Annotated in this window: 26 protein-coding genes and 1 riboswitch; of the genes, 7 read left to right on the forward strand and 19 right to left on the reverse strand. The window is 71.9% G+C overall.

Annotation, left to right across the window (positions count from 1 at the left end; translation table 11 throughout):
* Positions 1–75 precede the first annotated feature (75 nt).
* Genes ACQPZO_RS14740 through ACQPZO_RS14750 form a run of 3 tightly spaced genes read left to right on the forward strand, consistent with a single transcriptional unit; the run spans position 76 to position 2285 of the window.
* Positions 76–432 (forward strand): winged helix-turn-helix transcriptional regulator, encoded by a 357-nt coding sequence (locus tag ACQPZO_RS14740; RefSeq protein ID WP_433350645.1) that lies wholly within the window; start codon positions 76–78, stop codon positions 430–432.
* 36 nt (positions 433–468) lie between these two features.
* Positions 469–1251 (forward strand): GNAT family N-acetyltransferase, encoded by a 783-nt coding sequence (locus ACQPZO_RS14745; RefSeq protein WP_433350646.1) that lies wholly within the window; start codon positions 469–471, stop codon positions 1249–1251.
* Complete coding sequence (locus ACQPZO_RS14750; protein ID WP_433350648.1) at positions 1233–2285, forward strand: lysylphosphatidylglycerol synthase transmembrane domain-containing protein; 1053 nt, start codon at positions 1233–1235, stop codon at positions 2283–2285. Before ACQPZO_RS14745 ends, ACQPZO_RS14750 begins: the two co-directional genes overlap by 19 nt.
* A gap of 89 nt (positions 2286–2374) precedes the next feature.
* Here the strand turns inward: ACQPZO_RS14750 and def are convergent, their stop codons facing one another.
* Both def and ACQPZO_RS14760 read right to left on the reverse strand, forming a co-directional pair.
* On the reverse strand, positions 2375–2884 hold the full coding sequence (gene def / locus ACQPZO_RS14755; protein ID WP_433350650.1) for a peptide deformylase: 510 nt from the start codon (positions 2882–2884) through the stop codon (positions 2375–2377).
* Positions 2881–4080: a chorismate-binding protein gene (locus tag ACQPZO_RS14760; protein ID WP_433350651.1), complete on the reverse strand. Its 1200-nt coding sequence runs from the start codon at positions 4078–4080 to the stop codon at positions 2881–2883. Before ACQPZO_RS14760 ends, def begins: the two co-directional genes overlap by 4 nt.
* Before the next feature lie 147 nt (positions 4081–4227).
* On the opposite strand from ACQPZO_RS14760, the gene ACQPZO_RS14765 reads away from it, so the two are divergent.
* Positions 4228–4428, forward strand: coding sequence for a DUF5999 family protein (locus tag ACQPZO_RS14765; RefSeq protein ID WP_036371784.1), 201 nt, complete (start codon positions 4228–4230; stop codon positions 4426–4428).
* 127 nt (positions 4429–4555) lie between these two features.
* Here ACQPZO_RS14765 and gcvP read toward each other — a convergent pair whose 3' ends face one another.
* Together gcvP and ACQPZO_RS14775 are read right to left on the reverse strand one after the other, a co-directional pair.
* On the reverse strand, positions 4556–7378 hold the full coding sequence (gene gcvP / locus ACQPZO_RS14770) for an aminomethyl-transferring glycine dehydrogenase (RefSeq protein ID WP_433350654.1): 2823 nt from the start codon (positions 7376–7378) through the stop codon (positions 4556–4558).
* A gap of 80 nt (positions 7379–7458) precedes the next feature.
* Positions 7459–7559: riboswitch (glycine riboswitch) on the reverse strand.
* Between the two features lie 78 nt (positions 7560–7637).
* Positions 7638–8537 (reverse strand): NAD-dependent protein deacetylase, encoded by a 900-nt coding sequence (locus tag ACQPZO_RS14775; protein ID WP_433350656.1) that lies wholly within the window; start codon positions 8535–8537, stop codon positions 7638–7640.
* 96 nt (positions 8538–8633) lie between these two features.
* Between ACQPZO_RS14775 and ACQPZO_RS14780 the strand changes: the two genes are divergently transcribed.
* Positions 8634–9293 (forward strand): SDR family oxidoreductase, encoded by a 660-nt coding sequence (locus ACQPZO_RS14780; RefSeq protein WP_433350658.1) that lies wholly within the window; start codon positions 8634–8636, stop codon positions 9291–9293.
* Between the two features lie 440 nt (positions 9294–9733).
* On the opposite strand, the gene ACQPZO_RS14785 is transcribed toward ACQPZO_RS14780, so the two are convergent.
* The 4 genes from ACQPZO_RS14785 to ACQPZO_RS14800 all read right to left on the reverse strand — a co-directional run bounded on the left by ACQPZO_RS14785 (position 9734) and on the right by ACQPZO_RS14800 (position 11893).
* On the reverse strand, positions 9734–10081 hold the full coding sequence (locus ACQPZO_RS14785) for a hypothetical protein (RefSeq protein WP_433350660.1): 348 nt from the start codon (positions 10079–10081) through the stop codon (positions 9734–9736).
* Between the two features lie 70 nt (positions 10082–10151).
* Positions 10152–11159: a hypothetical protein gene (locus ACQPZO_RS14790; protein ID WP_433350661.1), complete on the reverse strand. Its 1008-nt coding sequence runs from the start codon at positions 11157–11159 to the stop codon at positions 10152–10154.
* Positions 11156–11512 (reverse strand): PadR family transcriptional regulator, encoded by a 357-nt coding sequence (locus ACQPZO_RS14795; RefSeq protein WP_433350663.1) that lies wholly within the window; start codon positions 11510–11512, stop codon positions 11156–11158. The genes ACQPZO_RS14790 and ACQPZO_RS14795 overlap by 4 nt, the downstream gene beginning before the upstream one ends.
* A gap of 201 nt (positions 11513–11713) precedes the next feature.
* Positions 11714–11893 carry a recombinase family protein gene (locus tag ACQPZO_RS14800; protein ID WP_433350998.1) on the reverse strand — a complete coding sequence of 60 codons (180 nt, stop codon included), beginning with the start codon at positions 11891–11893 and terminating at the stop codon, positions 11714–11716.
* 95 nt (positions 11894–11988) lie between these two features.
* Between ACQPZO_RS14800 and ACQPZO_RS14805 the strand changes: the two genes are divergently transcribed.
* Together ACQPZO_RS14805 and ACQPZO_RS14810 are read left to right on the forward strand one after the other, a co-directional pair.
* Entirely contained in the window at positions 11989–12534 is a 546-nt protein-coding gene (locus ACQPZO_RS14805; protein WP_433350664.1) for an RNA polymerase sigma factor, read from the forward strand.
* A 1-nt stretch (position 12535) separates the two neighbouring features.
* Positions 12536–13570 (forward strand): CU044_5270 family protein, encoded by a 1035-nt coding sequence (locus ACQPZO_RS14810; RefSeq protein ID WP_433351000.1) that lies wholly within the window; start codon positions 12536–12538, stop codon positions 13568–13570.
* 90 nt (positions 13571–13660) lie between these two features.
* On the opposite strand, the gene ACQPZO_RS14815 is transcribed toward ACQPZO_RS14810, so the two are convergent.
* From ACQPZO_RS14815 to ACQPZO_RS14865, 11 genes are all read right to left on the reverse strand, one after another.
* Complete coding sequence (locus tag ACQPZO_RS14815) at positions 13661–14245, reverse strand: MerR family transcriptional regulator (protein ID WP_433350666.1); 585 nt, start codon at positions 14243–14245, stop codon at positions 13661–13663.
* A gap of 209 nt (positions 14246–14454) precedes the next feature.
* A complete protein-coding gene (locus ACQPZO_RS14820) occupies positions 14455–14919 on the reverse strand; it encodes a bifunctional nuclease family protein (protein WP_387024035.1) in 465 nt (154 codons plus the stop codon).
* 226 nt (positions 14920–15145) lie between these two features.
* Complete coding sequence (ftsR, locus tag ACQPZO_RS14825) at positions 15146–15850, reverse strand: transcriptional regulator FtsR (protein WP_433351002.1); 705 nt, start codon at positions 15848–15850, stop codon at positions 15146–15148.
* 50 nt (positions 15851–15900) lie between these two features.
* A complete protein-coding gene (gene odhI / locus ACQPZO_RS14830; RefSeq protein WP_007071101.1) occupies positions 15901–16353 on the reverse strand; it encodes an oxoglutarate dehydrogenase inhibitor Odhl in 453 nt (150 codons plus the stop codon).
* 214 nt (positions 16354–16567) lie between these two features.
* Positions 16568–16948, reverse strand: coding sequence for a glycine cleavage system protein GcvH (gene gcvH / locus ACQPZO_RS14835; protein WP_433350668.1), 381 nt, complete (start codon positions 16946–16948; stop codon positions 16568–16570).
* A gap of 63 nt (positions 16949–17011) precedes the next feature.
* Positions 17012–17932 carry a DUF881 domain-containing protein gene (locus ACQPZO_RS14840; RefSeq protein ID WP_433350670.1) on the reverse strand — a complete coding sequence of 307 codons (921 nt, stop codon included), beginning with the start codon at positions 17930–17932 and terminating at the stop codon, positions 17012–17014.
* Positions 17933–17942: 10 nt separating this feature from the next.
* The gene (locus ACQPZO_RS14845; protein ID WP_007071104.1) at positions 17943–18275 is read right to left on the reverse strand and encodes a small basic family protein; all 333 of its coding nucleotides are present in this window, start codon (positions 18273–18275) and stop codon (positions 17943–17945) included.
* Positions 18272–19252 carry a DUF881 domain-containing protein gene (locus ACQPZO_RS14850; RefSeq protein ID WP_433350672.1) on the reverse strand — a complete coding sequence of 327 codons (981 nt, stop codon included), beginning with the start codon at positions 19250–19252 and terminating at the stop codon, positions 18272–18274. Before ACQPZO_RS14850 ends, ACQPZO_RS14845 begins: the two co-directional genes overlap by 4 nt.
* Positions 19249–19887, reverse strand: coding sequence for a CDP-alcohol phosphatidyltransferase family protein (locus ACQPZO_RS14855; protein WP_433350675.1), 639 nt, complete (start codon positions 19885–19887; stop codon positions 19249–19251). Before ACQPZO_RS14855 ends, ACQPZO_RS14850 begins: the two co-directional genes overlap by 4 nt.
* Positions 19888–20173: 286 nt before the next feature.
* Positions 20174–20644 carry a MarR family transcriptional regulator gene (locus ACQPZO_RS14860; RefSeq protein WP_433350676.1) on the reverse strand — a complete coding sequence of 157 codons (471 nt, stop codon included), beginning with the start codon at positions 20642–20644 and terminating at the stop codon, positions 20174–20176.
* A 45-nt stretch (positions 20645–20689) separates the two neighbouring features.
* Positions 20690–21877: a PP2C family protein-serine/threonine phosphatase gene (locus tag ACQPZO_RS14865; protein ID WP_433350678.1), complete on the reverse strand. Its 1188-nt coding sequence runs from the start codon at positions 21875–21877 to the stop codon at positions 20690–20692.
* Between the last annotated feature and the right edge of the window lie 20 nt (positions 21878–21897).

Genomic DNA, 21897 nt, shown 5'->3' on the forward strand with positions numbered 1-21897 from the left:
GTTAACTACGCAGAGGCTAGCAGCTAGTTTTTTCGAAGTGCTTCGTCGTGGGTAAGGCCACGTATCGTGGGGGGCATGACGCCCCGCTCCCCCACCGGTGAGGTCCCCCGGTCCTGCGACGGGGGGTTGACGCGGGCGTTCGCGTTCCTCGGCAAGCGGTGGAACGGGGTGCTGCTGGGCACCCTGGCGCATGGGCCGGCGGGGTTCGCCGAGCTGACCCGGGCGTTGCCGGGGATCAGCGAGTCGGTGTTGTCCGACCGGCTCGGCGAGTTGGCCCGGGTGGGGCTGGTGCGCCGCACCGTGCGGCAGGGTCCGCCACTGGGGGTGAGCTACGAGCTGACCGAGCGGGGCGCGGCGGTGTTGCCGGCGTTGGACGCTCTGGCCCGGTGGGCGCACGAGAATCTGTCCGTCGAGGAGTGCGGCCGGGCGTGAGCGGGTCACCGCGCCGGGGCATGTGATCATCGTCGGATGCCGTTGCGCGCCGAACATGACCGGGTGTTGCTGGGGCGGTTGCTGGGTCGCGACCCGGCGCTGCACGCGTACCAGTTGGGTGACCTGGACGACTTCTTCTGGCCGTACACGTCGTGGTTCCGTCGCGGGGAGCAGGTCGCGCTGCTGTACCACGCGGTGACGCCGCCGACGTTGCTGGCGTTCGCCGACGCCGCCGGGCGGGAGGAGTTGGCGGCGCTGCTGACCGACCTGGCGCCGGTGTTGCCGGCGCGTCTGCACGCGCACCTGTCCCCCGGTTTGGTGTCGGTGCTGGCGGGCTGGTTCCACGTCGCTGACGGCGGAGCGCACCGGAGGATGGCGTTGACCGACCGGGCGCGGCTGGCTGCGGTCCCCGGCGAGGGGCAGCCGTTGGGCGCCGCCGACCTACCGGAGCTGACGCGGCTGTACGCGGAGGCGTACCCGGGTAACTGGTTCGACCCGAGGATGCTCGACACGGGCCGGTATGTGGGGGTGCGCCGCGACGGGCGGCTGGTGGCGGTGGCCGGGGTGCACGTGTACTCCCCGACGTGGCGGGTGGCGGCGCTGGGTAACGTCACCACCCGTCCCGGGTACCGGGGGCGGGGCCTGGCGGCTGCGGCGGTGTCCGCGCTGTGCCGGCGGCTGGTTGCCGACGTCGACCACGTCACGTTGAACGTGAAGGTCGACAACGTGGCGGCGCTGCGGCTGTACGACCGGCTCGGGTTCACCCCGGTGGCCGGGTACAACGAGTACACCCTCACCGCGTGCGCGGGACCGCGGTGACGGCCCCGCCGCGCGCCGAGCCGCCGGCGGGTCCCGCCGTGGGGCTGTGGCGGCGTCGGTGGGTGCGGCTGCTCGCCGTCGCCGTGGGGGTGCTCGGCGCGGCCGTGGTGGGTTTGCGGGGGCGGCTGCCCGACCCGCGGGAGTTCCTCGCCGCGCTGACCGGCGCCGGTTACGGGTGGGTGGTGCTGGCGGTGCTGCTGCAGGTCGTTTCGCTGGCGGCGTTCGCGTTGCAGCAGCGGCGGCTGCTCGACGCCCTGGGGGTGCGTCTGCGGCGCGGCCGGGTGGTGGCGATCAGCCTGGCCGGCACGGCGTTGTCGATCTCGCTGCCGGCCGGGGCGGCGGTGTCCACCGGGTACGCCATCCGGGAGTACGAGCGCGCCGGGGCGTCCCGTGAGGTCGCGGCGGCCTCGGCGGTGGTGTCGGGGTTGGCGTCCATCGGCGGGTTGGCTCTGCTCTATGTGGGTGGGGGTGCGGTGGTGCTCGCCCGCGCCCCGGGTGGGTGGGACTGGCGTGCGCTGGCCGTCGTGGCGGTGCTCGGTGGGCTGGTCGCGCTGGTGGTGCTGGTCGGGCGTCGGCAGCCGCGTCGGCGTCCGGCCGGGTCCGCCGCGGGCGTCGACGTGTCGGGGGGTGCGGTGCGTCGGCGTGCGCGGGCGTTGTTGCTCTCGGCCCGTCAGGCGTGGTGGGTGGGGGCGTCGCTGCGGGTGCGGGACTGGGTGGGGGCGGTGGGCTATGCGACGGTGAAGTGGGCGGCGGATCTGCTGTGCCTGGCCGCTGCGGCCCAGGCGTTGCGCCTGCCGGTGGGGGTGACCGCGCTGGCGGGCATCTACCTCGGTGTGCAGATCGTCCGGCAGGTGCCGTTGACCCCGGGTGGGGTGGGTGTCATCGACACCGCTCTGGTCGCCGGGCTGACCGCCTCGGGCGCGACCGCGGTCAGCGCCGCCGCCGCGGTGCTGGTCTACCGGGTGTTGTCCTGCTGGCTGCTCATCCCGGTCGGCGGGGTCGCCGGGCTGATGCTGCGCGGCGGCCGGGTCTGAGGGTCGGGGCGGTGGTGTCGGTGTTGGCCGGGTGGGGGTGTGACCGCGTTCCGCCGGCCGGGAGGTGGGGGCGGCGGAACGCGGGTGGGTCAGCGGCGGCGGGTGGGTGAGTCGAAGCGGCCGGCGCGGATCTCCCGCAGCGCCCGCCGGCGGGCGTCCCCGCGCAGGGTGTCGACGTAGAGGCGCCCGGCGAGGTGGTCGGTCTCGTGTTGCAGGGCGCGGGCGAGGAATCCGCTGCCGGAGATGGTCAGCGGCTCGCCGTGCTGGTCGAATCCGTGGGCGGTGGCGTGCAGGGCGCGGGGGGTCGGGAAGTACAGCCCGGGGATGGACAGGCAGCCCTCGTCGTCGTCCTGGAGTTCGTCGGACAACTCCACCGTCGGGTTGATCAGGTGGCCGCGGTGGCCGGCGGCGTCGTAGACGAACACCTGGGCGGGCACGCCGATCTGCGGGGCGGCGACGCCGGCGCGCCCGGGTGCGCCGAGCAGGGTGTCCATCAGGTCGCCGACCAGGGCGCGCAGGTCGGCGTCGAAGCTGGTCACCGGCTCGCAGGCGGTGCGCAGCACCGGGTCGCCGATGATCCGGATGGGCCGCATCGTCATGGCAGGAGGTTATCGTCCCCGTGAGCCGGGTGCGGGGCGAGGGCGGCGCGGACGGGCCGGGCCTTGGCGGCGGCCTCGGCGACCTCGGCGTCGGGGTCGCTGTCCCAGGTGATGCCGCCGCCGGCCCAGCCGTGCAGCAGGTGCCCGTCGGCTGCGGCGGTGCGGATGGTCAGGCCCAGGTCGACCCGTCCGGCGCCCACCCAGCCCAGCGCGCCCATGCTCGCGCCCCGGCCCACGGGTTCGCGGGCGGCGACGACGTCGAGGGCGGCCAGTTTGGGTGCGCCGGTGACCGACCCGCCGGGGCAGACCGCGCGCAGCAGGTCGGCCAGGCCCAGGCCGTCGGCGGGGGCCGCGGACACCGTCGACTCGGCCTGCCACAGGTCGCACCAGCGGCGTACGGCGAACAGTTCGTCGACGGTGACGGTGCCGGTGGCGGCGACGCGGGCCAGGTCGTTGCGTTCCAGGTCGACGATCATGATGTGTTCGGCGCGTTCCTTGGCCGAGGCGAGTAGTTCGGCGCGGCCGGCGGTGGTGGCTGGGCGGGTGCCCTTGATGGGGCGGGTGACCAGCCGGCCTCCTTCGACGGCGATCAGGGTCTCCGGGGAGGCGCAGCCGATCGCCCAGCCGGGGCCGTGCAGGGTGCCGCCGTAGCGGGCGCCGGGCAGCCGGCCCAGCCGGGCCAGGGCGGGGCGGGGGTCGCCGGTGTACGGGGCGGCGGCGTGTCCGACGAGGTTGACCTGGTAGACGTCGCCGCGGCCGATCGCGGCGCGTACGGCGGTGACGGCGTCGGCGTGCTGGCGGGTGCTCCAGCTGGGGGTCCAGTCGCCGACCCGCCAGGGGCCGGCGTCGGGGGCCGGTGCAGCGGTGGGGGTGGGGGTGTGTGCGTAGACGACCACGGCCAGGTCGGGCAGGGCGGGGGCGGGGGTGGGCGCGCCGGGTGGTGCGGCGGCCATCGCGGCCCCGGCGGCGGCTGAGATGTACACGGCGGCCCCGCACACCCCGCCCGGGTCGTGGGAGGCGGGGCGGGTCAGGTCGTCGACGCCGAGCCCGTGGGCGGTCAGGAACTCCTCGACGAGGCGGGCCGGGTCGCCGCCGTCGCGCTGACGCCAGTGCAGGCGGTCACGTTCGGTGAGGCCGTCGCGGCAGGCTGCGGGGGCGGCGGGCACGTCCACCCGCGTCAGTGGAAACGCTTCCACGCCGTCCGGCCCAATCCGCCTCGTCCGTTCAGTGGATTTCCCCCCGACATTGCGTGAACCTGCTCGATGCGGCTCGCGTTCGCTTGGTACTGTGCGTCACTGGTCATGTGAACCATGACACAGTGCCCCCACAGTCCGGAGAACCCGATGTGCCAGCACCAACCCACCTGCCCCTCCGCTGAAGCGACCGACCGGGAAGCCGCCCGAGTCCTCGCCTGCTTCCCTGAGCAGGGCTGGAGCCTGCTCTGCAACGGTGTCATCGTCTTCGAGGACACCGGGGAACTCCTCCCCGACGGCAGCACCATCGCCCCCCACCGCGGCCCCGCCCGCCACGCCCTGGTCGCCTGACCATTCACCCAGCGTCAACCTGACACACTTTCGTCGACCACAGGCCTTCCCCCGGTCCCCCGACCAGCCTGTCCGGGTCGACGCACCCGCCGGGGCGGCGCGAACCACCGCCCCGGCGCGCCGGATGTCACTGCTCGAACGCCTCCGGCGGTGGGCACGAGCACACCAGATTCCGGTCGCCGTACGCGCCGTCGACCCGCCGCACCGGCGGCCAGTACTTCCCCGCCCGGTCCACCCCCGTCGGATACGCCCCCACCGACCGCGGGTACGGGTGCGGCCACTCGTCGCCGGCCACCATAGCCGCCGTGTGTGGCGCGTTCGCCAGCGGATTGTCGCCCGCGGGCCACTCACCCGAGGCCACCTTGTCGATCTCCGCCCGGATCGCGATCATCGCCGCGCAGAACCGGTCCAGCTCGGCCAGGTCCTCGCTCTCCGTCGGCTCCACCATCAACGTCCCCGCCACCGGGAACGACATCGTCGGCGCGTGGAACCCGTAGTCGATCAGCCGCTTCGCCACGTCGTCGACCGTGACCCCGGTCGCCTTCGTCACCGGCCGCAGGTCCAGGATGCACTCGTGCGCCACCAGGCCCTTGTTGCCCGCGTACAACACGGGGAAGTGTTCCCGCAGCCGCACCGCCACGTAGTTCGCGGCCAGCACCGCCACCCCCGTCGCCCGGGTCAGGCCCGCCGCGCCCATCATCCGCAGGTACGCCCACGGGATCGGCAGGATCCCCGCCGACCCGTACCGCGCCGCCGAGATCGCCGGCCGGCCCGCACCCGGCTCCCCCACCGGGTCACCGGGCAGGAACGCCGCCAGGTGCGCCCGCACCGCCACCGGACCCACCCCCGGCCCGCCCCCGCCGTGCGGGATGCAGAACGTCTTGTGCAGGTTCAGGTGCGACACGTCCGCCCCGAACCGGCCCGGCTTGGCGAACCCGACCAGGGCGTTGAGGTTCGCCCCGTCGACGTACACCTGACCGCCCGCGTCGTGGACCCTCGCGCACAACTGCGCGATACCCGTCTCGTACACCCCGTGCGTCGACGGGTACGTCACCATGATCGCCGCGAGCGCGTCCCGATGCTTGTCGATCTTCGCGTCGAGGTCGGCCAGGTCGACGTTGCCGTCGCCGTCGCAACCCACCACCACCACCCGCATCCCCGCCATCACCGCGGACGCCGCGTTCGTGCCGTGCGCCGACGACGGGATCAGGCACACGTCGCGGTGCCCCTCACCCCGGCCCCGGTGGTACGCGCGGATCGCCAGCAGCCCCGCCAGTTCGCCCTGCGACCCGGCGTTGGGCTGCACGCTGACCGCGTCGTAGCCGGTCACCTCCGCGAGCCACCCCTCAAGCTGGGCGATCATCTCCCGGTACCCGGCCGTCTGCGCGGCCGGCGCGAACGGGTGCACGTGGGCGAACTCCGCCCAGCTCACCGGCTCCATCTCCGTGGTCGCGTTCAGCTTCATCGTGCACGACCCCAGCGGGATCATCCCCCGGTCCAGGGCGTAGTCGAAGTCCGACAGCCGCCGCAGGTACCGCAGCATCGCCGTCTCCGAGTGGTGGCTGCGGAACACCGGATGGGTGAGGAAGTCCGAGGTGCGCGCCAACGCCGCCGGCAGGGCCGCGTCCACGTCCCCGGCGTCCCCGGCCACCCCGAACGCCGCCCACACCGCCGACAGGTGCGCGGCCGTGGTCGTCTCGTCGCAGGAGATCCCCACCCGGTCGGCGTCGACCAGGCGCAGGTTCACCCCCCGCCCGGCAGCCGCGGCCACCACCTGCGCGGCCCGGCCCGGCACGCGCGCGGTGACCGTGTCGAAGAACGCGACGTCCGCCACCGCCACTCCACCGGCGCGCAACCCGGCCGCGAGCCGCGCCGCCATGCCGTGGGTACGTGCCGCGATGCCCCGCAGCCCGTCCGGGCCGTGGTAGACGGCGTACATGCCGGCCATCACCGCCAGCAGCACCTGCGCGGTGCAGATGTTGCTGGTCGCCTTCTCCCGCCGGATGTGCTGCTCACGGGTCTGCAACGCCAGCCGGTACGCCGGGTTGCCGTCGGCGTCGCGGGAAACCCCGACCAGCCGGCCGGGCAGCATCCGCTCCAGCCCCGAACGCACCGCCAGGTACCCGGCGTGTGGGCCACCGAAGCCCATCGGCACCCCGAACCGCTGGGTGGTGCCGGCGGCCACGTCCACGCCGATCTCCCCCGGCGGGCGCAGCAACGTCAACGCCAGCAGGTCCGCCGCCACGCACACCAGCGCCCCCGCCGCGTGCGCCGCCGCCACCAGCGCGGTGTGGTCCCGTACCGCCCCGGACGCCCCCGGGTACTGCAGGTGCAGGCCGAAGAACTCCGCCGGCAGGTCCTCGGCGTCGACGTCGACCACCCGCACCTCGATGCCCAACGGCTCCGCCCGGCTGGTGATCACCGCGAGGGTCTGCGGCAACGCGTCGGCGTCGACGACGTACACGCTGCTGCGGCTCTTCGACGCCCGGCGGGCCAAGGTCATCGCCTCCGCCGCCGCGGTGCCCTCGTCGAGCATCGACGCGTTCGCGGTGGCCAGCCCCGTCAGGTCGGTGACCATCGTCTGGAAGTTCAGCAGCGCCTCCAGCCGGCCCTGACTGATCTCCGGCTGGTACGGGGTGTATGCCGTGTACCACGCCGGGCTCTCCAGCACGTTGCGGCGGATCACCGCCGGGGTGTGCGTACCGTGGTAACCCAACCCGATCATCGACACGGCGACGGTGTTACGCGCGGCCAGCGCCCGCAGCTCGGCCAGGGCGTCGTGCTCGCTGGCCGGCTCCGGCAGGTCCAGGGTGCCGTGCCAGCGGATCACCTCGGGAATCGCGGCGTCCATCAGCTCGTCGACCGAGTCGTAGCCGACGGCCTCCAGCATGCGGCGCTCGTCGGCCGGGTCGGGACCGATGTGACGGGCGGCGAACTGCTCTACGGTCATGGCGGCGCTCCCGGAAAAGGGGTGAGGTCGACAGGTCGGCCTCCCCCTGAGTCGCACCCCGGGAAGGGCGCTCCACAGTGCCTGCCCACGAGGTCCTTTTGCCTGAGAGGTTCCGGGGAGGAAGCTGCCCCTTCGGCGCCGCCGGCAACGATCACCGAACGGTCTCTCCCACGTGGGTACCGGCGACACCCACGCTACCAGCGCCGCCGCCCCCGGCGGATGTCGTCCCCCCGACCAGTGGATCACCCGGCCGGTCGGGTCAGCCCGCGACCGGCGCCGCCCACCCACCGGACGCGCCCGCCGCCACGCCCGGCACCGGGGACACACTGGCCAGCCGGTCGGCCAACGCCGGCAGCAGCACGCCCAGCGGCGCGTCGACCCGCACGGCGGCGTACCCGTCGCCCCGGGTCACACCCTGGTTGACGATCGCCACCGCAATGCCCCGTTTCGCCGCCCGAATCACGAACCGCCGCCCCGACATCACCGTCAACGACGACCCGAGCACCAGCAGCGACCGGGCACCCTCGACCAGGTCGAAGCAGCGGGCCACCCGGGCGGCGGGAACCGTCTCCCCGAAGAACACCACATCCGGTTTCAGCATGCCGGTGCGGCAGAACCCGCAGTCCACCGTCCGGAACCCGGCCACCTCGCGGTCGGCGAGATCCACGTCACCGTCGGGGTTGACCGCCGCGACCACCGCGTCGAACCCCGGGTTGGCCTGCCGCAGCCGCCGGTCCAGCTCCTCGCGCGAGGTGTGGTTGCCGCAGTCCAGGCACACCACCTCGTCGAGGCTGCCGTGCAGCTGCACCACCGGCTCCGACCCGGCCGCGGTGTGCAGACCGTCGACGTTCTGGGTGATCACCGCGTCGACCAGCCCGAAGCGTTGCAGGCGGGCCACCGCCCGATGCCCGCCGTTCGGGACGGCCCGGGCGATCGTGCGCCACCCCAGGTGGCTGCGCGCCCAGTACCGCCGCCGCGCCACCGGATCCCCGGTGAACGCCTGGTACGTCATCGGAGTGTGCCGCCGCGCCACGCCACTGGGCCCCCGATAGTCCGGGATGCCCGACTCGGTGGACAGGCCCGCCCCGCTCAACACCACGACATCGCCCCCGGCGAGCAGCCCCGCCAGCGCGTCGAACATCTCGGTCACGCAGTCCATGCTGCCTCAGCGTCGCCCCGCCGGCGACCACCGGCCCCGTGACCATCCTCGCCGCAGCGCCGGTGCCCGGACGCCCCGGCGGCTACCGTGGCAGGTATGCGCGTCGTCATCGCCGGAGGACACGGCAAGATCGCCCAGCTGCTGCACCGGGAACTCGCCGGCCGCGGCGACACCGCCGTCGGACTGATCCGCAACCCCGACCACGCCGCGGCGCTGCGCGCCACCGGCGCCCACCCCGTCGTCTGCGACCTGGAACACGCCGACGCCACCCAGGTCGCCACCCACCTCGACGGCGCCGACGCGGTGGTCTTCGCCGCCGGAGCAGGCCCCGGCAGCGGCGCCGCCCGCAAGGACACCGTCGACCGGGCCGCCGCCGGTCTGCTCGCCGACGCCGCCGAACAGACCGGGGTGCGCCGCTACCTGCTGGTCTCCTCCATGGGCGTCGACGACGCCCCACCCGCCGGCACCGACGACGTGTTCGCCGCCTACCTGCGGGCCAAAAAGGCGGCCGAGGACAACCTCACCGCCCGCGACCTGAACTGGACGGTGCTGCGCCCCGGCCGGCTCACCGACGACCCGCCCACCGGCCGGATCACCCTGACCCGGCACGCCGACCCGGGGGCGATCACCCGCGCCGACGTCGCCCGGGTCCTCGTAGCCCTGCTGTACCACCCGGGCAGCGCCGGCACGGTCCTGGAACTGGTCACCGGCAACACCCCGATCGCCGACGCGGTCGCCGCCGTCGCCGGCCCCTGACCGGCGTTTCGTCGCGGGGTTCCCGCCCGGCGGAGCGTCGGGGCCGGACCCGGCCCACCCGCGCCGGTCAGCCGCCGGCTGCCTGCCGTAACTGCTGAATCGCCGCACCCGCCGTCGCTTCTCGTGCAGCGAGGTGAACCCGATGCCGCGGGGCTGTGGCCGAGACAGCCCCGGGGATGCTCTTCAGGTGCGGGTATGCCTACGGCGGACACCGCTCCTGATCAATAGCGCTGCGGCCACGAACAGCGCGAACAAGCTACCCAGCCACCAGCGACCGAACAACCAATTCCGCTGGCCACTAGGGCCGCCCGTAGTTTCCAGCCCCAAAAGCAACGCTAAGCATTTGATCTAGGACCGTACCTGGGATGACTGCCTCAAGGCTGCAGGTCGCGTGGGAGCACTTCGCCGTTTTCCATGATCCCGATAAGTGGGATGCGAGATCAGCGGCGGTACCGCCGGTGATGCTCGTCGTTCTCGGCGGTGATGCGGGCGGAGGTCTCCTCGCCGAGCCGGACATAGATGCCGAGGGTGGCCAGGTGCCTGTGACGGGACTTGGCCTGCAGCTCGTCGGCGCTACGGCCCTTGGCGGCCAGATGGGTCAGCCCGGAGTGGCGCAGCTGATGCAGGGTGTACCCGGCACCGTGCGGATCGTGGAGCTTGGACGCCTGCTTGAACAGGTACTCGGCGCGCGGGTAGGACAGCCGGCCCCGGCCGGTCTCGGGGCAGATGTCGCCCAGGGCCGGCGCGCGGCGCCCGGCGGCGGGTGCGCGCCGGTCGGCGAGGAACACCGGCCCGGCGGTGCGGCCGGCCAGCAGCCGGGGAAGGAGCCGGGCGGTCGGGGTTTCGCGGTGAACGAGGTCAGCGCGGACAGGTGTCGCTGGTGAGGGAGCCACACGCCGTACAACGCTCGACGGCGACCCGTCGTTGGACCATCAGCGCAGCCGACATGACGATCGCCGCCGCAACCGCCGTGATGATCGCCGCTGTGGCCAGTGTCGTCCAGTCCGCATTCGGTCCGCCGCCGTACAAGCTGACGGCGAGTTCCTCGGCCACCGGATGCAGCCACAGCATGCCGATCGGGCAGAGCAGCACCAGCAGTGCCCAAGCACCACGAAGGTCGTTGCGCGCCGCCAGCCCTACGCCGACGAGCAACGTCACCAAGAAAAGTGCCATCCCGGCGCCGGGCAGGACCTGCCCGGCGGGCCAGCCGTAGTACCCAAGGAGCACGTCGCCACCCTTACGGGCAAAAGTCGCCGCTACGGGTAGAGCCGCGGCGGCGCCGGCGACGGGCAGCAGTCGTAGCCACACGGGCGGCTGGCCGGGAACGCCGAGCGCCACGAAGCCGAGGCAGACCTGGGCGAGTAGTACGAACAGCGGAGGCCGGGACCGGTCGACGACGGCGGCAAGCGGTACGACGGCGACGGTGAGGACAAGGGCGAGACCGATCGCCAGGCGGGTCCACCGGCCGGGTGTCACCACGTGCACCACCGCGGCGAGCAGCCATGCCGCCCACACGCCGAGACCGAGCGAGACGGACGTGCCGTGCTGCTCGAAGCCGAACCACGCTGTCGTCCACGGATTGAGTTCCAGCATCGCCCAGCCGCCGGCGAGAGTCGTGGCGGTCAACAACGCCAGCGTCGCGGCCAGCCGCACTCCGGGGCCGATTCCGGTGGCGCCGATCGCGCGTAGGCGCGGGCGTAGCCCGCCGCCGGCTACGTCGGTCACGTCGGCGACCGAAGGCCACCGCCGGTCCGGCGAGGACAGAGCGAGGTACGTGCCCACGATCTCGGTGCCGCGCGCGTTGCGGTAGCCGGCCGGATAGAAGATCCGGACCAACCGCAGATAGCGGCGTTCCAGGTCGCTCATGCGATCCCTCCACTGAGTCGGGGCGTGCCCCGACGCGTGCGGGCGTTCAACCGTGCGGTCGCGGCCTCGACGTTGCGGCGCATCCGCTCGGTCTCGTTGGCGAGCAGGTCACCGCCGTGCTCGGTGAGCCGGTAGTAGCGGCGCAGCCGGCTGTCCACCACTTCCTCCCGCTCGACGGTGACCAGACCCGCGTCGAGCATCCGGTCGAGGGCGCCGTAGAGCGTGCCGGGGCGCAGCGACACGCGGCCGTCGGAAAGCCGGGCTACCTCGGTGATCAGTCCGTAGCCATGAAGCGGCTCCGCGGCCAACGCCGTGAGGATCAGGAACGTGGGTTCGCGTACCGGTTTCTCCACGCCATCAATGTATCGGGTGCGAAGGTATAACGGCAGAGGTATGAGGATAGCTGTTGCTGACAGCGCGACGGCGCTGCCGTCCGGTTTAGCGGTGCCGCTACGGACCCCTGTCCTACCCAGTCCAGGCGTCAGGTCAAGCGGCGGCGGCTCGACGCTCATCCGGGATTCCGGTAGGTCCGTGGCGTGCCGAGGTGGCCTCGGCTAGCCGTAGCGGCCGCCGGGGTGCGTGAAATCCAGACAGGCGACGAGCTCGAGCCGGTCCGTGTCGCGGCCAGACTGCATCTCGGCGAAGATTCGCCGGCACCCGGCGGCCCTGAGCGCGTCCGGCTGACGTTCGAGCCTCTGCCCGCCGGTGGAGACCCGGGCGTGCCCGATGCGGATGGTTGACGAGAAAGCCCTGACGCTCTTGGGTCATTCCTTCGTTGCTGATTGTGATGTCGCGGCTGGTGCCGGACATAAGCACAGTAGGAGATGCCATGGACGCCAGCGAGCGGTTCACCGAGTTGTACGCGCGTCATCACGGTGACGTGCGGCGGTATGTCGCTCGGCGGGTTGTCGGGTCTGACGTTGGCGACGTGGTTGCCGAGATCTTCCTCGTCGCGTGGCGCCGCCTGTGCGATGTTCCGGCGGAGTCCGCCCTGCCGTGGTTGTACGGGGTGGCTCGGCTGGTGCTGGCCAACGAGGTCAGGGGCCGTCGACGGTGGCGGGAATTGACGCTGCGCGTTGCGGCGGAGCTGGATCAGCCGGTGGTGGCGGATCACGCGGACGAGGTGATCAGTCAGCGTGACATCGCGGTCGCGTTCGATCAGGTCCCGGATGCCGATCGGGAAGTTCTTCGGCTGGTTGCCTGGGAGCACCTGACTGCTGCCGAGGCGGCAATCGTTCTCGGCTGCTCGCGGGCGACATTCGCGATGCGGCTGATGCGCGCCCGACGCCGGTTTCGGTCGCAGCTTGGTGTGGTCGGTGTCGAGACGGGGCGGACACCGCAGACGGCGCCGTCAATGTCGAATCGGGGTGGATGAGATGAACGCTGCCGATGAGGTACGTCAACTGCTGGGCGGCTTGGATCCCGCACGGGACAGCCGGCCCGAGGATGAGGAGCGTCGTACGCGCGACCTGGCCCGGATTCTCGCCTCCGACCGCGCCGAGGGCGATGCCAGACGGGCGCTGCCGCGACGTCGCCTCGTACTGGCTGCCGGCGCAGTGGTCCTGGCGGTTGCTGCTGGCGGGGTAGCGCTGGAGACGGCTCGAGAACCACAGCCGGCATATGCAGCCACCCCCACGATCCTCACCTACGGCCCGCCAGCGAGCGCGGAACCGGCCCACACCCGGCTGCGACGCTTGGCGGAGATCGCGGCGAGGCAGCCAGCGCCGCAACGGCCGGCCGGCACGGTGGAGCACGTGAAGTCGGCGAACTGGTTCCTGAACTCCTCGATCACTGGCGGACGGACGACGTCTGCCGTCGTACCAGAGCAGTGGCGATCCTGGCGAACCGATGACGACGCCGGCCGGATGGTCAAGAAGGCACTGCCTCCAACGTTCCGCTCGGAAGCTGACCGGCGGGAGTGGAAGAGGCGGGGCGGGCGGACCGACTCGTCGGAGAACAGGCGCGACTACGCGGCGGGCGAGTTCTCCAGCCGCTGGCGGGGCGCGGTGCCTACGGAGGCCACCGCGCTACACGGGTGGCTCACCGCGGGTGCGTCCACGCACGAAGCGCCGGTGCAGTACCTGGAGGACATCGCCGAGCTCGCTGGCGTGCGGCTGTTGAACCCGACGCAGCGCGCGGGAGCACTCAGGCTTCTCGCTGAGCTCCCCGGTATCACGGTGACCGGCACTGTCACCGACCGCGCCGGGCGCTCCGGGGAAGCGTTCTCGATCGTGTCTGACGCCCACGGGCTGCCCGCCCAATACACCGTGATCGTCGACCCTGGGTCCGGCGCACTGCTCGGGTACGAGGTGGTGTTGACCGAGAGGGCGGGCATGTTGAACGTGCCGATCCCTGCGGTGATCACCTATCGGTCGTACCTGGTCGGCGAGTACGCCGCCATGCCCAGCTGACGGAGATGGGGTGGGTGGCGTCTCCAGGACGCCACCCACCGGAAATGTCCACACACGACAAGCCCGCGCCACGGGCACCCGCCCGACGCCTCAGCCCGCCCGCCGACGCGCCCGACGCGCCGCCAACTCGTCACCCACCGGATCCGCCGCCGGCTCCTCCACGACCCCGCCCGCCGGCTCCGCCGGCAGATTCGACAACGAACCCTCGATCTCCTTGAACGCCCCGCCGATCGCGATGCCGAACACGCCCTGGCCACCCTGCAACAGGTCGACCACCTCCTCCGGCGACCGGCACTCGTACACCGTCGTCCCGTCCGAGATCAACGTGATGCCCGCCAGATCGGCCACCCCCCGCGACCGCAACGCCTCGATCGCCTTCCGGATGTTCTGCAACGACACCCCGGCGTCCAACAACCGCTTCACGACCTTCAACACCACCAGGTCGCGGAACGAGTACAGCCGGGACGTCCCCGAACCCGACGCGTCCCGCACACTCGGCACCACCAGCGACGTCCGCGCCCAGTAGTCCAACTGCCGGTACGTGATACCCGCCGCGTGGCACGCCGTCACGCCCCGGTAGCCCACCGAACCGTCACCCTCAGACGCCGACCCCGCCGGCACCACACCCGCCCCGCGCTGCTGCGTACCAGGCTCGGGATCTCGCGGCTCGTGCATCCGGACAACCTCCCCGCCAGTGCGGTGACACGTCGCTTCCGGGACGTGCACCCCTCGACACGGCAACCCTATAGCGCCCTTGAGGAGTCACCGCGCAGGAACGGCCACGACACGCCGCACGGCCACAGCAAAGATCCACGGCAGACCACCCACAGTGACCACGCCGGAACGGGAAAGAAACACGCGGGGAAACCCCACCCGCGCCGGGATCAGCCCGCGAAATCCTCCGGGCTCACCTGATCCAGGAACTCCCGGAACTTCTCCACCTCGTCCTCCTGCTCGTCCGGAATCACGATCCCCGCCTCACTGAGGACCTGCTCCGAACAACGAATCGGCGCACCGACCCGCAACGCCAGGGCGATCGAGTCACTCGGCCGCGCCGACACCCGCACCCCGTCACCGATCAACAGATCGGCGTAGAAGACGTTCTCCTTCAACTCGGTGATCTCCACCGCCCGCAACGGCGCCTGCAACGCCGCCAACACGTCCCGCAAAAGATCATGCGTCAACGGCCGAGCCGGCTTGACCCCCTGCTGCTCGTAAGCGATCGCCGTCGCCTCCACCGCACCGATCCAGATCGGCAGATAGCGATCCCCCTCGACCTCCCGCAGCAGGACGATCGGCTGGTTGCTCGGCAACTCCACCCGAACTCCGACCACGCTCAGCTCGCGCACCGCCGCCTCCGTGTCGTTGTCACCTACGCCCGCACCGCGACCTTCCCTGCACGGTACACGGACCGCGACACGCACATCCCATGCGCTTACGTGCACCACGCCCCGCACCAGAAAGGGGTTACCCCGGCAAGCCTACGACACGCGCCCCGACCCAGATCTTTCCCACCGGCCCCCACAAACACCACGCGGCCCGGACCACAGCCCGGGCCGCGCGGCACACCACAACTCACCGGCCCAACGTCGACCGCAATCCCACCCGCACCAACGCCGCGTGCAACTGCTGCGACAACGCCACCAACTCCCGCGCCGTCTCCGCCGCCCGCGCCCGCGCCGCCGAATCACTCTGCCGCGCCAACGGGGCCACCAACTGCGCGAACAACCCCACCTCCCGATCCGCCGCCGTCCGGTAACCCCGCAGATGCCGAGGCTCCAACCCGTACGCCGCCAGACCAGCCACCGCCCGCGCGATGATCAACGCATCCCCGTCGTACCAACCCGGCGGATCCGACACCAGGATCCCGAGCCGCTCCAACTCACCCAACGTCGACTCGTCGATCCCGCTCCGCGCGACCAGATCAACCCGACCCAACCGCACCTGCGCCGAATCCACCGGCTGCTCCACAGCGAAACGACCCGGCACCTCACCATCCGGGCCCACCGCCACCAACGTCGGCCGAGACGGCGCCGGCCCATCCGCCGACGCATCCCACTGCGCCAACTGCTCACGGATCACCCGCAACGGCAGATACTGGTCCCGCTGCGCGGTCAACACGAACCGCAAGCGCGCCACATCGTCCCAGCTGTACTTCCGATACCCCGAAGCCGTCCGCTGCGGCTCCACCAGCCCCTCGGACTCCAGGAACCGCAACTTCGAGATCGTGACGTCAGGAAATTCAGCCCGGAGCTGGCCCAGCACCTCGCCGATACTCATCAGCGGTTGGGCGCGGGCCACCCCGGGAGGCGTCGAAGCCGCAGGCTCGTTCACCCCCGGCCGGCCTCCTCCTCCGGGCGCGGACCGGCGATGAACACCACCCGGAACTTGCCGATCTGCACCTCGTCACCATTGCTCAACGTGGCCGCCTCGACCCGCTCCCGGTTCACGTACGTGCCGTTAAGGCTTCCCACGTCCCGCACCGTGAACGTGCCACCGTCCCGGTGGAACTCGGCATGCCTCCGCGACACCGTCACGTCGTCCAGGAAGATGTCACTGTCCGGATGCCGGCCACTCGTCGTCACATCGTGGTCCAACAAGAACCGGGCACCCGCGTTCGGACCCCGACGAACCACCAGCAGCGCCATACCCGGGGGCAACGAACCGGACATCCGGCTCGGCACCACATCGGTGTCCGGCCCCTCCAGCACTTCGTCGAGCGAACCGAGATTGAGCGTCGAAGTGACGTCGAGCGGGGGGAACTCGTCGTCTGGGCGCGTCATGGGACCACCTCACGGATCTGTTTCAGGTCGGCGTACGGGTAATGGCGGGTCTGGCCGCCGGGCAGTCCACCCGGCGGCTGGCTCCCCGTGCCCGGAAAGGCAATTCCGCAACGCTCAACTCATTGGGTTCTCGGTCAACTGGGCGAGCCTAGCCAGCGCCGAAATGCAGGGCAACCGGACGCGCGGACAACAACACCCGCACGCCCACGGACACTCAGCTCTCGGTGAGCTCGCGATACGCCCCGGCGGTCAGCAGGCCGTCCACCGCCACCGGATCACTCGGCGTGATCTCCACCAGCCAACCCGCACCGTAAGGATCAGAGTTGATCACCTCCGGAGTGTCCGCCAACGCCTCGTTCCGCGCCGCCACGACCCCACTCAGCGGGGCGTAGATCTCGGACACGCTCTTGGTCGACTCGATCTCACCCAAGGAGTCACCCGCGGCCACCTCCGCGCCCTCCTCCGGCAACTGGACGAACACGATGTCACCCAACGAGTCCTGCGCGAAGTGCGTGATGCCGACCCGGACAGAGCCCGACCCGTCACCCGCCACCCACTCGTGCTCGGCGGTATACCGCAGATCCTCAGGAATCACCAGACGCGTCCTTCATCGTCGAGCCGACCATCGCTGCGCCGGCGAACCGGCGCGCCGCGCCGGTCAGGAGACCGGACGGGCGTGTTCCAACTTCACAGGCGCGTGCAGCGCCGAAACCTCGGCAACCTCACGATCCTCGACGATCACGTTACCGCCGTCACCGGCAACCGATGCGGCCACCCCGCCCGGAATCTTCAACGCCGTCGACATCGTCGTCGAATCACCGATCACCGTGATCGTGAACGGACCCGTCAACGGACGCCCGTCCACCACCAGGGCACCATCCCCGCCATCCAGGAAATACGTCGACGCGATGACCCGCACCGACGCGCCGTCCCCACCGGAAACCTGCATCGCCTCCGCCCCCGCACCCCGCAACTCCTGCACCGCGTCCAGGATCCGGTACGCCGAAATCGGCTTCGACCCCGCCTCGAACCGCACACTCAACCCCGGCCCCCGCGCCGGCAACGTCCCCGCCAGAATTCCCAACTCGTCCGCCCGCCGCGTCGCCTCCTCCAGCGCCGCCTGCCGACCCTGCTCACCCGAGCGCAACTGCCGCTGACTCTCCTCCAACGACTCGATGTCCTGCCGCAGCCGCTTCTCCCGCGAATCCAGATCCGAGAAGATCCGCACCAGGTCCTCCTGCCGCGTCGCCGCCGACGTCGGATCCGTCGACGTCGTCCGCAACTGCACCACCAGGGTGAACCCCAACAACCCCAACAGCAACGCGATCATCGCCCCCGCCGAGGTCAACCGCCGGCCCACCCCGAACACAGCCGGAACACCCGACGAACCCTTCGGCGCACCGGCACCCGAAGGCCCCGCGTCCTGCACCGCCGGCTCACTCTCCGGCGTCAACGGACTGATCCCGTCCGGATCAGGCGCCTCCGGACGCGGATCCGGCTCCCCCGCCGGGGCCTGCGGACGCACCGGCACCTCCGGACGCGGCCACCCGGTACCCGTCTCGCGCTGTTCCTCGCTCATCGCCACAAACCTACGCCCGGAACAGGTGCCGACGGATCGCCGCCACATTCCCGAAGATCCGCACCCCCAACACGACCACCACACCGGTGGACAACTGCCCACCCACCCCCAACTGGTCACCCAGATACACGATCAGGCCCGCCACCAGCACATTCGAGATGAACGACACCACGAACTGCTTGTCATCGAAGATCCGGTCAAGCTTCGCCCGCACCCCACCGAACACCGCGTCCAACGCGGCCACCACCGCGATCGGCAGATACGGCTGCAACGCCGCCGGAACCGTGGGATCCAGATACACCCCCAGCACCACACCGGCGAGCAACGCCAACACCGCGATCATCGGCCACCTCCGGAAGGACTGGGAGACACACCCGAGCCGGACGGCTCAGGCCGGGACGAACGATCAGCACCCGACCCCGCCACGGACGGACTCGGACTGACCGACGACTCGGCGTAGCGTAGCCGCGGCTCCGGCGCCGCCGGCAGGGTGATGTCCTCCACCTCACGCACCTGGAACGACAACCCCACCGACTCCACCAGGTCCCGCATCAGATACGCCGCCCGACTGTCCTCGAACTGGTCCCGCATCGACCTCGGTCCGATCGCCGACACCTCGTACGGCCCCGTCACCGGCCGAAAATCCACCAGGATGGCCTCACCCGCCGACCGGATCGTCGACGTCGCCGTCAACCGCTGCCCGTTGATCGCCACCGCCTCCGCACCCGCCGCCCACAGATCGTTGGCCACCTTCTGCAGATCCGTGTACAACACCCGCGGCGGACCACCCCCCGACCCGGTCACTCCGTCCTTGTCCTGCGCCGGCGCATCCGCCAACCGCACCACCACACCGTCCCCACGCACCCGACCCAGCCCCGTGCCCGCCTCCAACCGACGCAGCCGCGACGCCTGCGAACCACTCAACGCCGCGTCCCGCTGCCGACCGACCTCCTCACGCAACCGGTCCGCCCGCGCCGCCAACCCGTCGGTCTCCGCCTCGCGCTCCTTGATCTCCGCCACCAACCCGGCCCGCGCCTGGCTGCGCCCCGGCTCCTCGGCCATCGTCTGCCGGTACGCCACCGCGAACAGGAAACCCAACGCCACGGCCACCACCAGGCTCACCGACCGCACCGACCACGCCCGCCACCCCGACGGCGATGGCGACGGCGACTCCCGACGGCGGGCCGCCGCGTCCGCGTACCCCGGATCCAACGGGTTGCGGAACAACTCGGTCAGGAAATCCGGCGTGTACACCCGGGACGCCGAACCCCGCCCCTCGCCGGCCACGTCCGACCGCTGCCGCGCCGGCTCCTCCGTCATGCCGGCACTCCCGACGACCCGGCCCGCACCGACCGCACCAGCCGCGCCGCCTGGACCACGTAGAGCGCGCCGGCCACCCAGTACAGCACCAGCCCCCACCACGCCAGGCCCCAGCCGACCGCGCCCGCGACCGTCGCCGTGGCCGCCGACGTCGAGTGCGCCAGCAACAGGACCGGGAACGCGGCCAGCAACAGGAACGTGGCGGTCTTGCCGACGTAGTGCACCGGCGGCGGGCCGTAGCCGTACCGGCGTAGCACGCCGAGCGACCCCAGCAGCAGCAACTCCCGCACCAGCAGCGCGGCGGTGAACTGCCACGGCACCACCTCGCGCGCCGTGAACGCCAGCAGGGTGGCCAGGATGTACAGCCGGTCGGCGAACGGATCGAGCAGCTCGCCCAGGCGGCTGACCTGCTGCAGCCGGCGGGCGACCCAGCCGTCCACCCAGTCCGTCGTGCCCCCGATCGCCAGCACCACCAGGGCGGCGATGTCGGCGCGCCGGACCAGCAGCAGGTACAGGAACAGCGGGACGCCGAGCAGCCGGATGAAGCTGATCAGGTTGGGCAGGGTGAGGATCCGGTCCCCGCTCGGCGCGGTGGTGTTCTCCGGGGTTGACGCCCCCGCCGGCCGACGCGACACCGAACCTCCCTCAGCAGCACGGTCCGGCACCCGCGGGCGGGCGCTACGGAAGGACGTGCGCGTTGCCGGGCCGGGCTCCGCCGGCGCCTGTGTGATCCCGGACCGGGATCACCTCCCCTGGTCGGCCCGCGGTCAAGGGGACCACCGGCCGGTGAGTTGCGCTGCCACTATATCGGGCTCGCTTTCGGCCTCCACGGGCCCGCGTTCGCCCGGGTGCTGTGTTTCTAGGGTGTTGTGGTGCAGGTCACGTCGGGTAAAACGTCCTAGGACATAGGAGTGCGGCGGGTCAGGCCGTGCGGGCCGGCGAGTCCGACTGGGCGTCCACCGGAATGGGCGTGGCTGCCTGCCCGAACGCCAACAGGGCCAGCAGCAGCTCCTGCTGCGCGCGCGGGGGCATCCGGTCCAGCACCGCGCCGATCGCGCGGTGCCGGCGCTCCGCCAACTCCCTGAGCAGGGCCTCGGCGGCCGCCGTCGGCATCAGCCGCACCTCCCGCCGGTCCCGCGGGTCGGCGGCCCGGCGCAGCAGCCCGATCGCCTCCAGCCGGTCGCACAGCCGGCTCGCCGACGACGGCACCACGTCGAGCAGCTCCGCGAGCCGGTTCACATTGGTCGCCGGGCGGCTGCTGATCAGCGAGAGCACCCGCAGCTGGGTGGGCGACACGGTCATCCGGTGCCGGGAACCCGCCGGGTCCAGGACGCCGACGATCGCCTCGGCCGCCGCGGCGATCGCCGCGGCCAGATCCGGAGGTTTTTCCACCGACGTCCCCTGCGAGTGTGCGCTCGTGTTCCGCTTACCGTCCCGTCACCGCGCCCAGCCGGCCCCTCCCCCGCCCTGGCCACGCCAGTCGAGGCAGACGACCACGGCATCGTCGCGGAGATCGACGTCCACGTGGTAGGACTGCAGCCCGCGCATCACCGTACCAACCGCCTCGGTCGCCGGCTGCAGCCGCGTCGCGCGCATGGAACGCGCCATGGCCCGTTCCCCGTACGGTTCGCGGCCACCGGGATCCGCCGCGTACACGCCGTCACTGACCACGAAGAGCCGGTCCCCCGGCTCCACGGTGAACTCCTGCACCTCGTACCGGGTCTCGGCGAACATGCCCAGCGGCAGCTGCTGCTCCAGCGGCACCCGGGCGACCGACCGGCCGCGTACCCGCAGCACGTGCGGGGATCCGGCGTCCACCGCCCGGACCCGGCCGTCGGTGGTGTCCAGCTCCAGCAGCAGCGTCGCCACGTGCCGTTCGCCGCGGTGCTGGAAGAAGATGGTGTCCGAGGCCAGCTCGGCCTGCTCGACCAGGCTGCCCCCGGAGCGGCGGGCGTTGCGCATGGCGTTGACCGACACCGCCGTCAGCAGCGCCGCCGACAGGCCCGTGCCGGCGCCGTTGAGCACCGTCAGGGTGAGTCGATCACCGTCCACCGACCAGTCGAAGTGGTCACCGCCCACCGTGTACGCCGGCTCGAGCTGCCCGGCCAGCAGGAATGCGCCGTGCGTCACGCTGCGGCCCGGCAGCAGATCCCACTGCATCTCGGCGGCCATGCTCAGCCGCTCCCGGCGGCGGGCCCGGCGGTACCGGTCGGTCTGCCGGTCCGCCGCGCGCAGCGCCACCGCCAGCTCGCCGGCGACGTCCCGGACCGCCTCGACTGTCGCCGCCGACGGGGGAACCGGCAGCTCCACCAGGAACACGCCGAGACGTTCGCCCCAGACGGTCAGCGGAAGGTACACCCGGCACCGGCCGTCGTCCCCGCCGTCGAGCACCGGCTGCTGGCTGCTGAAGCAGCGTTGGGCCACGCCGTGGCAGGCGAGAAAGCCGGCGTCGGGCAGCTCCGGATCGAGCACGGGCCACAGCCCGCTGATCCGGTAGTCGGCGACGAAGACGTCCGTGCGCGACGCGCCCAACCCGGCGCGGACGGCCTGGTCGGCGACCTCGGCCAACCGGTCGGGCGCCGCCTCACGCAGCGCGCGGGCCACCGGTCCGAACGCGTCCGACATGATCCCCCTCCGACAACTCT

The sequence above is a fragment of the Micromonospora sp. CA-111912 genome (assembly GCF_050948415.1).
In the GTDB taxonomy this organism is placed as follows: Bacteria; Actinomycetota; Actinomycetes; order Mycobacteriales; family Micromonosporaceae; genus Micromonospora.

What these genes read in the sequence shown, in the direction of transcription:
- def (WP_433350650.1), bottom strand. Translation starts at nt 2,884, where the DNA reads ATGACGATGCGGCCCATCCGGATCATCGGCGACCCGGTGCTGCGCACC.
- ACQPZO_RS14805 (WP_433350664.1), top strand. Translation starts at nt 11,989, where the DNA reads ATGGACGCCAGCGAGCGGTTCACCGAGTTGTACGCGCGTCATCACGGT.
- ACQPZO_RS14780 (WP_433350658.1), top strand. Translation starts at nt 8,634, where the DNA reads ATGCGCGTCGTCATCGCCGGAGGACACGGCAAGATCGCCCAGCTGCTG.
- gcvP (WP_433350654.1), bottom strand. Translation starts at nt 7,378, where the DNA reads ATGACCGTAGAGCAGTTCGCCGCCCGTCACATCGGTCCCGACCCGGCC.
- ACQPZO_RS14745 (WP_433350646.1), top strand. Translation starts at nt 469, where the DNA reads ATGCCGTTGCGCGCCGAACATGACCGGGTGTTGCTGGGGCGGTTGCTG.
- ftsR (WP_433351002.1), bottom strand. Translation starts at nt 15,850, where the DNA reads ATGAGTATCGGCGAGGTGCTGGGCCAGCTCCGGGCTGAATTTCCTGAC.
- ACQPZO_RS14740 (WP_433350645.1), top strand. Translation starts at nt 76, where the DNA reads ATGACGCCCCGCTCCCCCACCGGTGAGGTCCCCCGGTCCTGCGACGGG.
- ACQPZO_RS14865 (WP_433350678.1), bottom strand. Translation starts at nt 21,877, where the DNA reads ATGTCGGACGCGTTCGGACCGGTGGCCCGCGCGCTGCGTGAGGCGGCG.
- ACQPZO_RS14815 (WP_433350666.1), bottom strand. Translation starts at nt 14,245, where the DNA reads ATGCACGAGCCGCGAGATCCCGAGCCTGGTACGCAGCAGCGCGGGGCG.
- ACQPZO_RS14810 (WP_433351000.1), top strand. Translation starts at nt 12,536, where the DNA reads ATGAACGCTGCCGATGAGGTACGTCAACTGCTGGGCGGCTTGGATCCC.
- ACQPZO_RS14765 (WP_036371784.1), top strand. Translation starts at nt 4,228, where the DNA reads ATGTGCCAGCACCAACCCACCTGCCCCTCCGCTGAAGCGACCGACCGG.
- odhI (WP_007071101.1), bottom strand. Translation starts at nt 16,353, where the DNA reads ATGACGCGCCCAGACGACGAGTTCCCCCCGCTCGACGTCACTTCGACG.
- ACQPZO_RS14840 (WP_433350670.1), bottom strand. Translation starts at nt 17,932, where the DNA reads ATGAGCGAGGAACAGCGCGAGACGGGTACCGGGTGGCCGCGTCCGGAG.
- ACQPZO_RS14790 (WP_433350661.1), bottom strand. Translation starts at nt 11,159, where the DNA reads ATGAGCGACCTGGAACGCCGCTATCTGCGGTTGGTCCGGATCTTCTAT.
- ACQPZO_RS14850 (WP_433350672.1), bottom strand. Translation starts at nt 19,252, where the DNA reads ATGACGGAGGAGCCGGCGCGGCAGCGGTCGGACGTGGCCGGCGAGGGG.
- ACQPZO_RS14845 (WP_007071104.1), bottom strand. Translation starts at nt 18,275, where the DNA reads ATGATCGCGGTGTTGGCGTTGCTCGCCGGTGTGGTGCTGGGGGTGTAT.
- ACQPZO_RS14775 (WP_433350656.1), bottom strand. Translation starts at nt 8,537, where the DNA reads ATGGACTGCGTGACCGAGATGTTCGACGCGCTGGCGGGGCTGCTCGCC.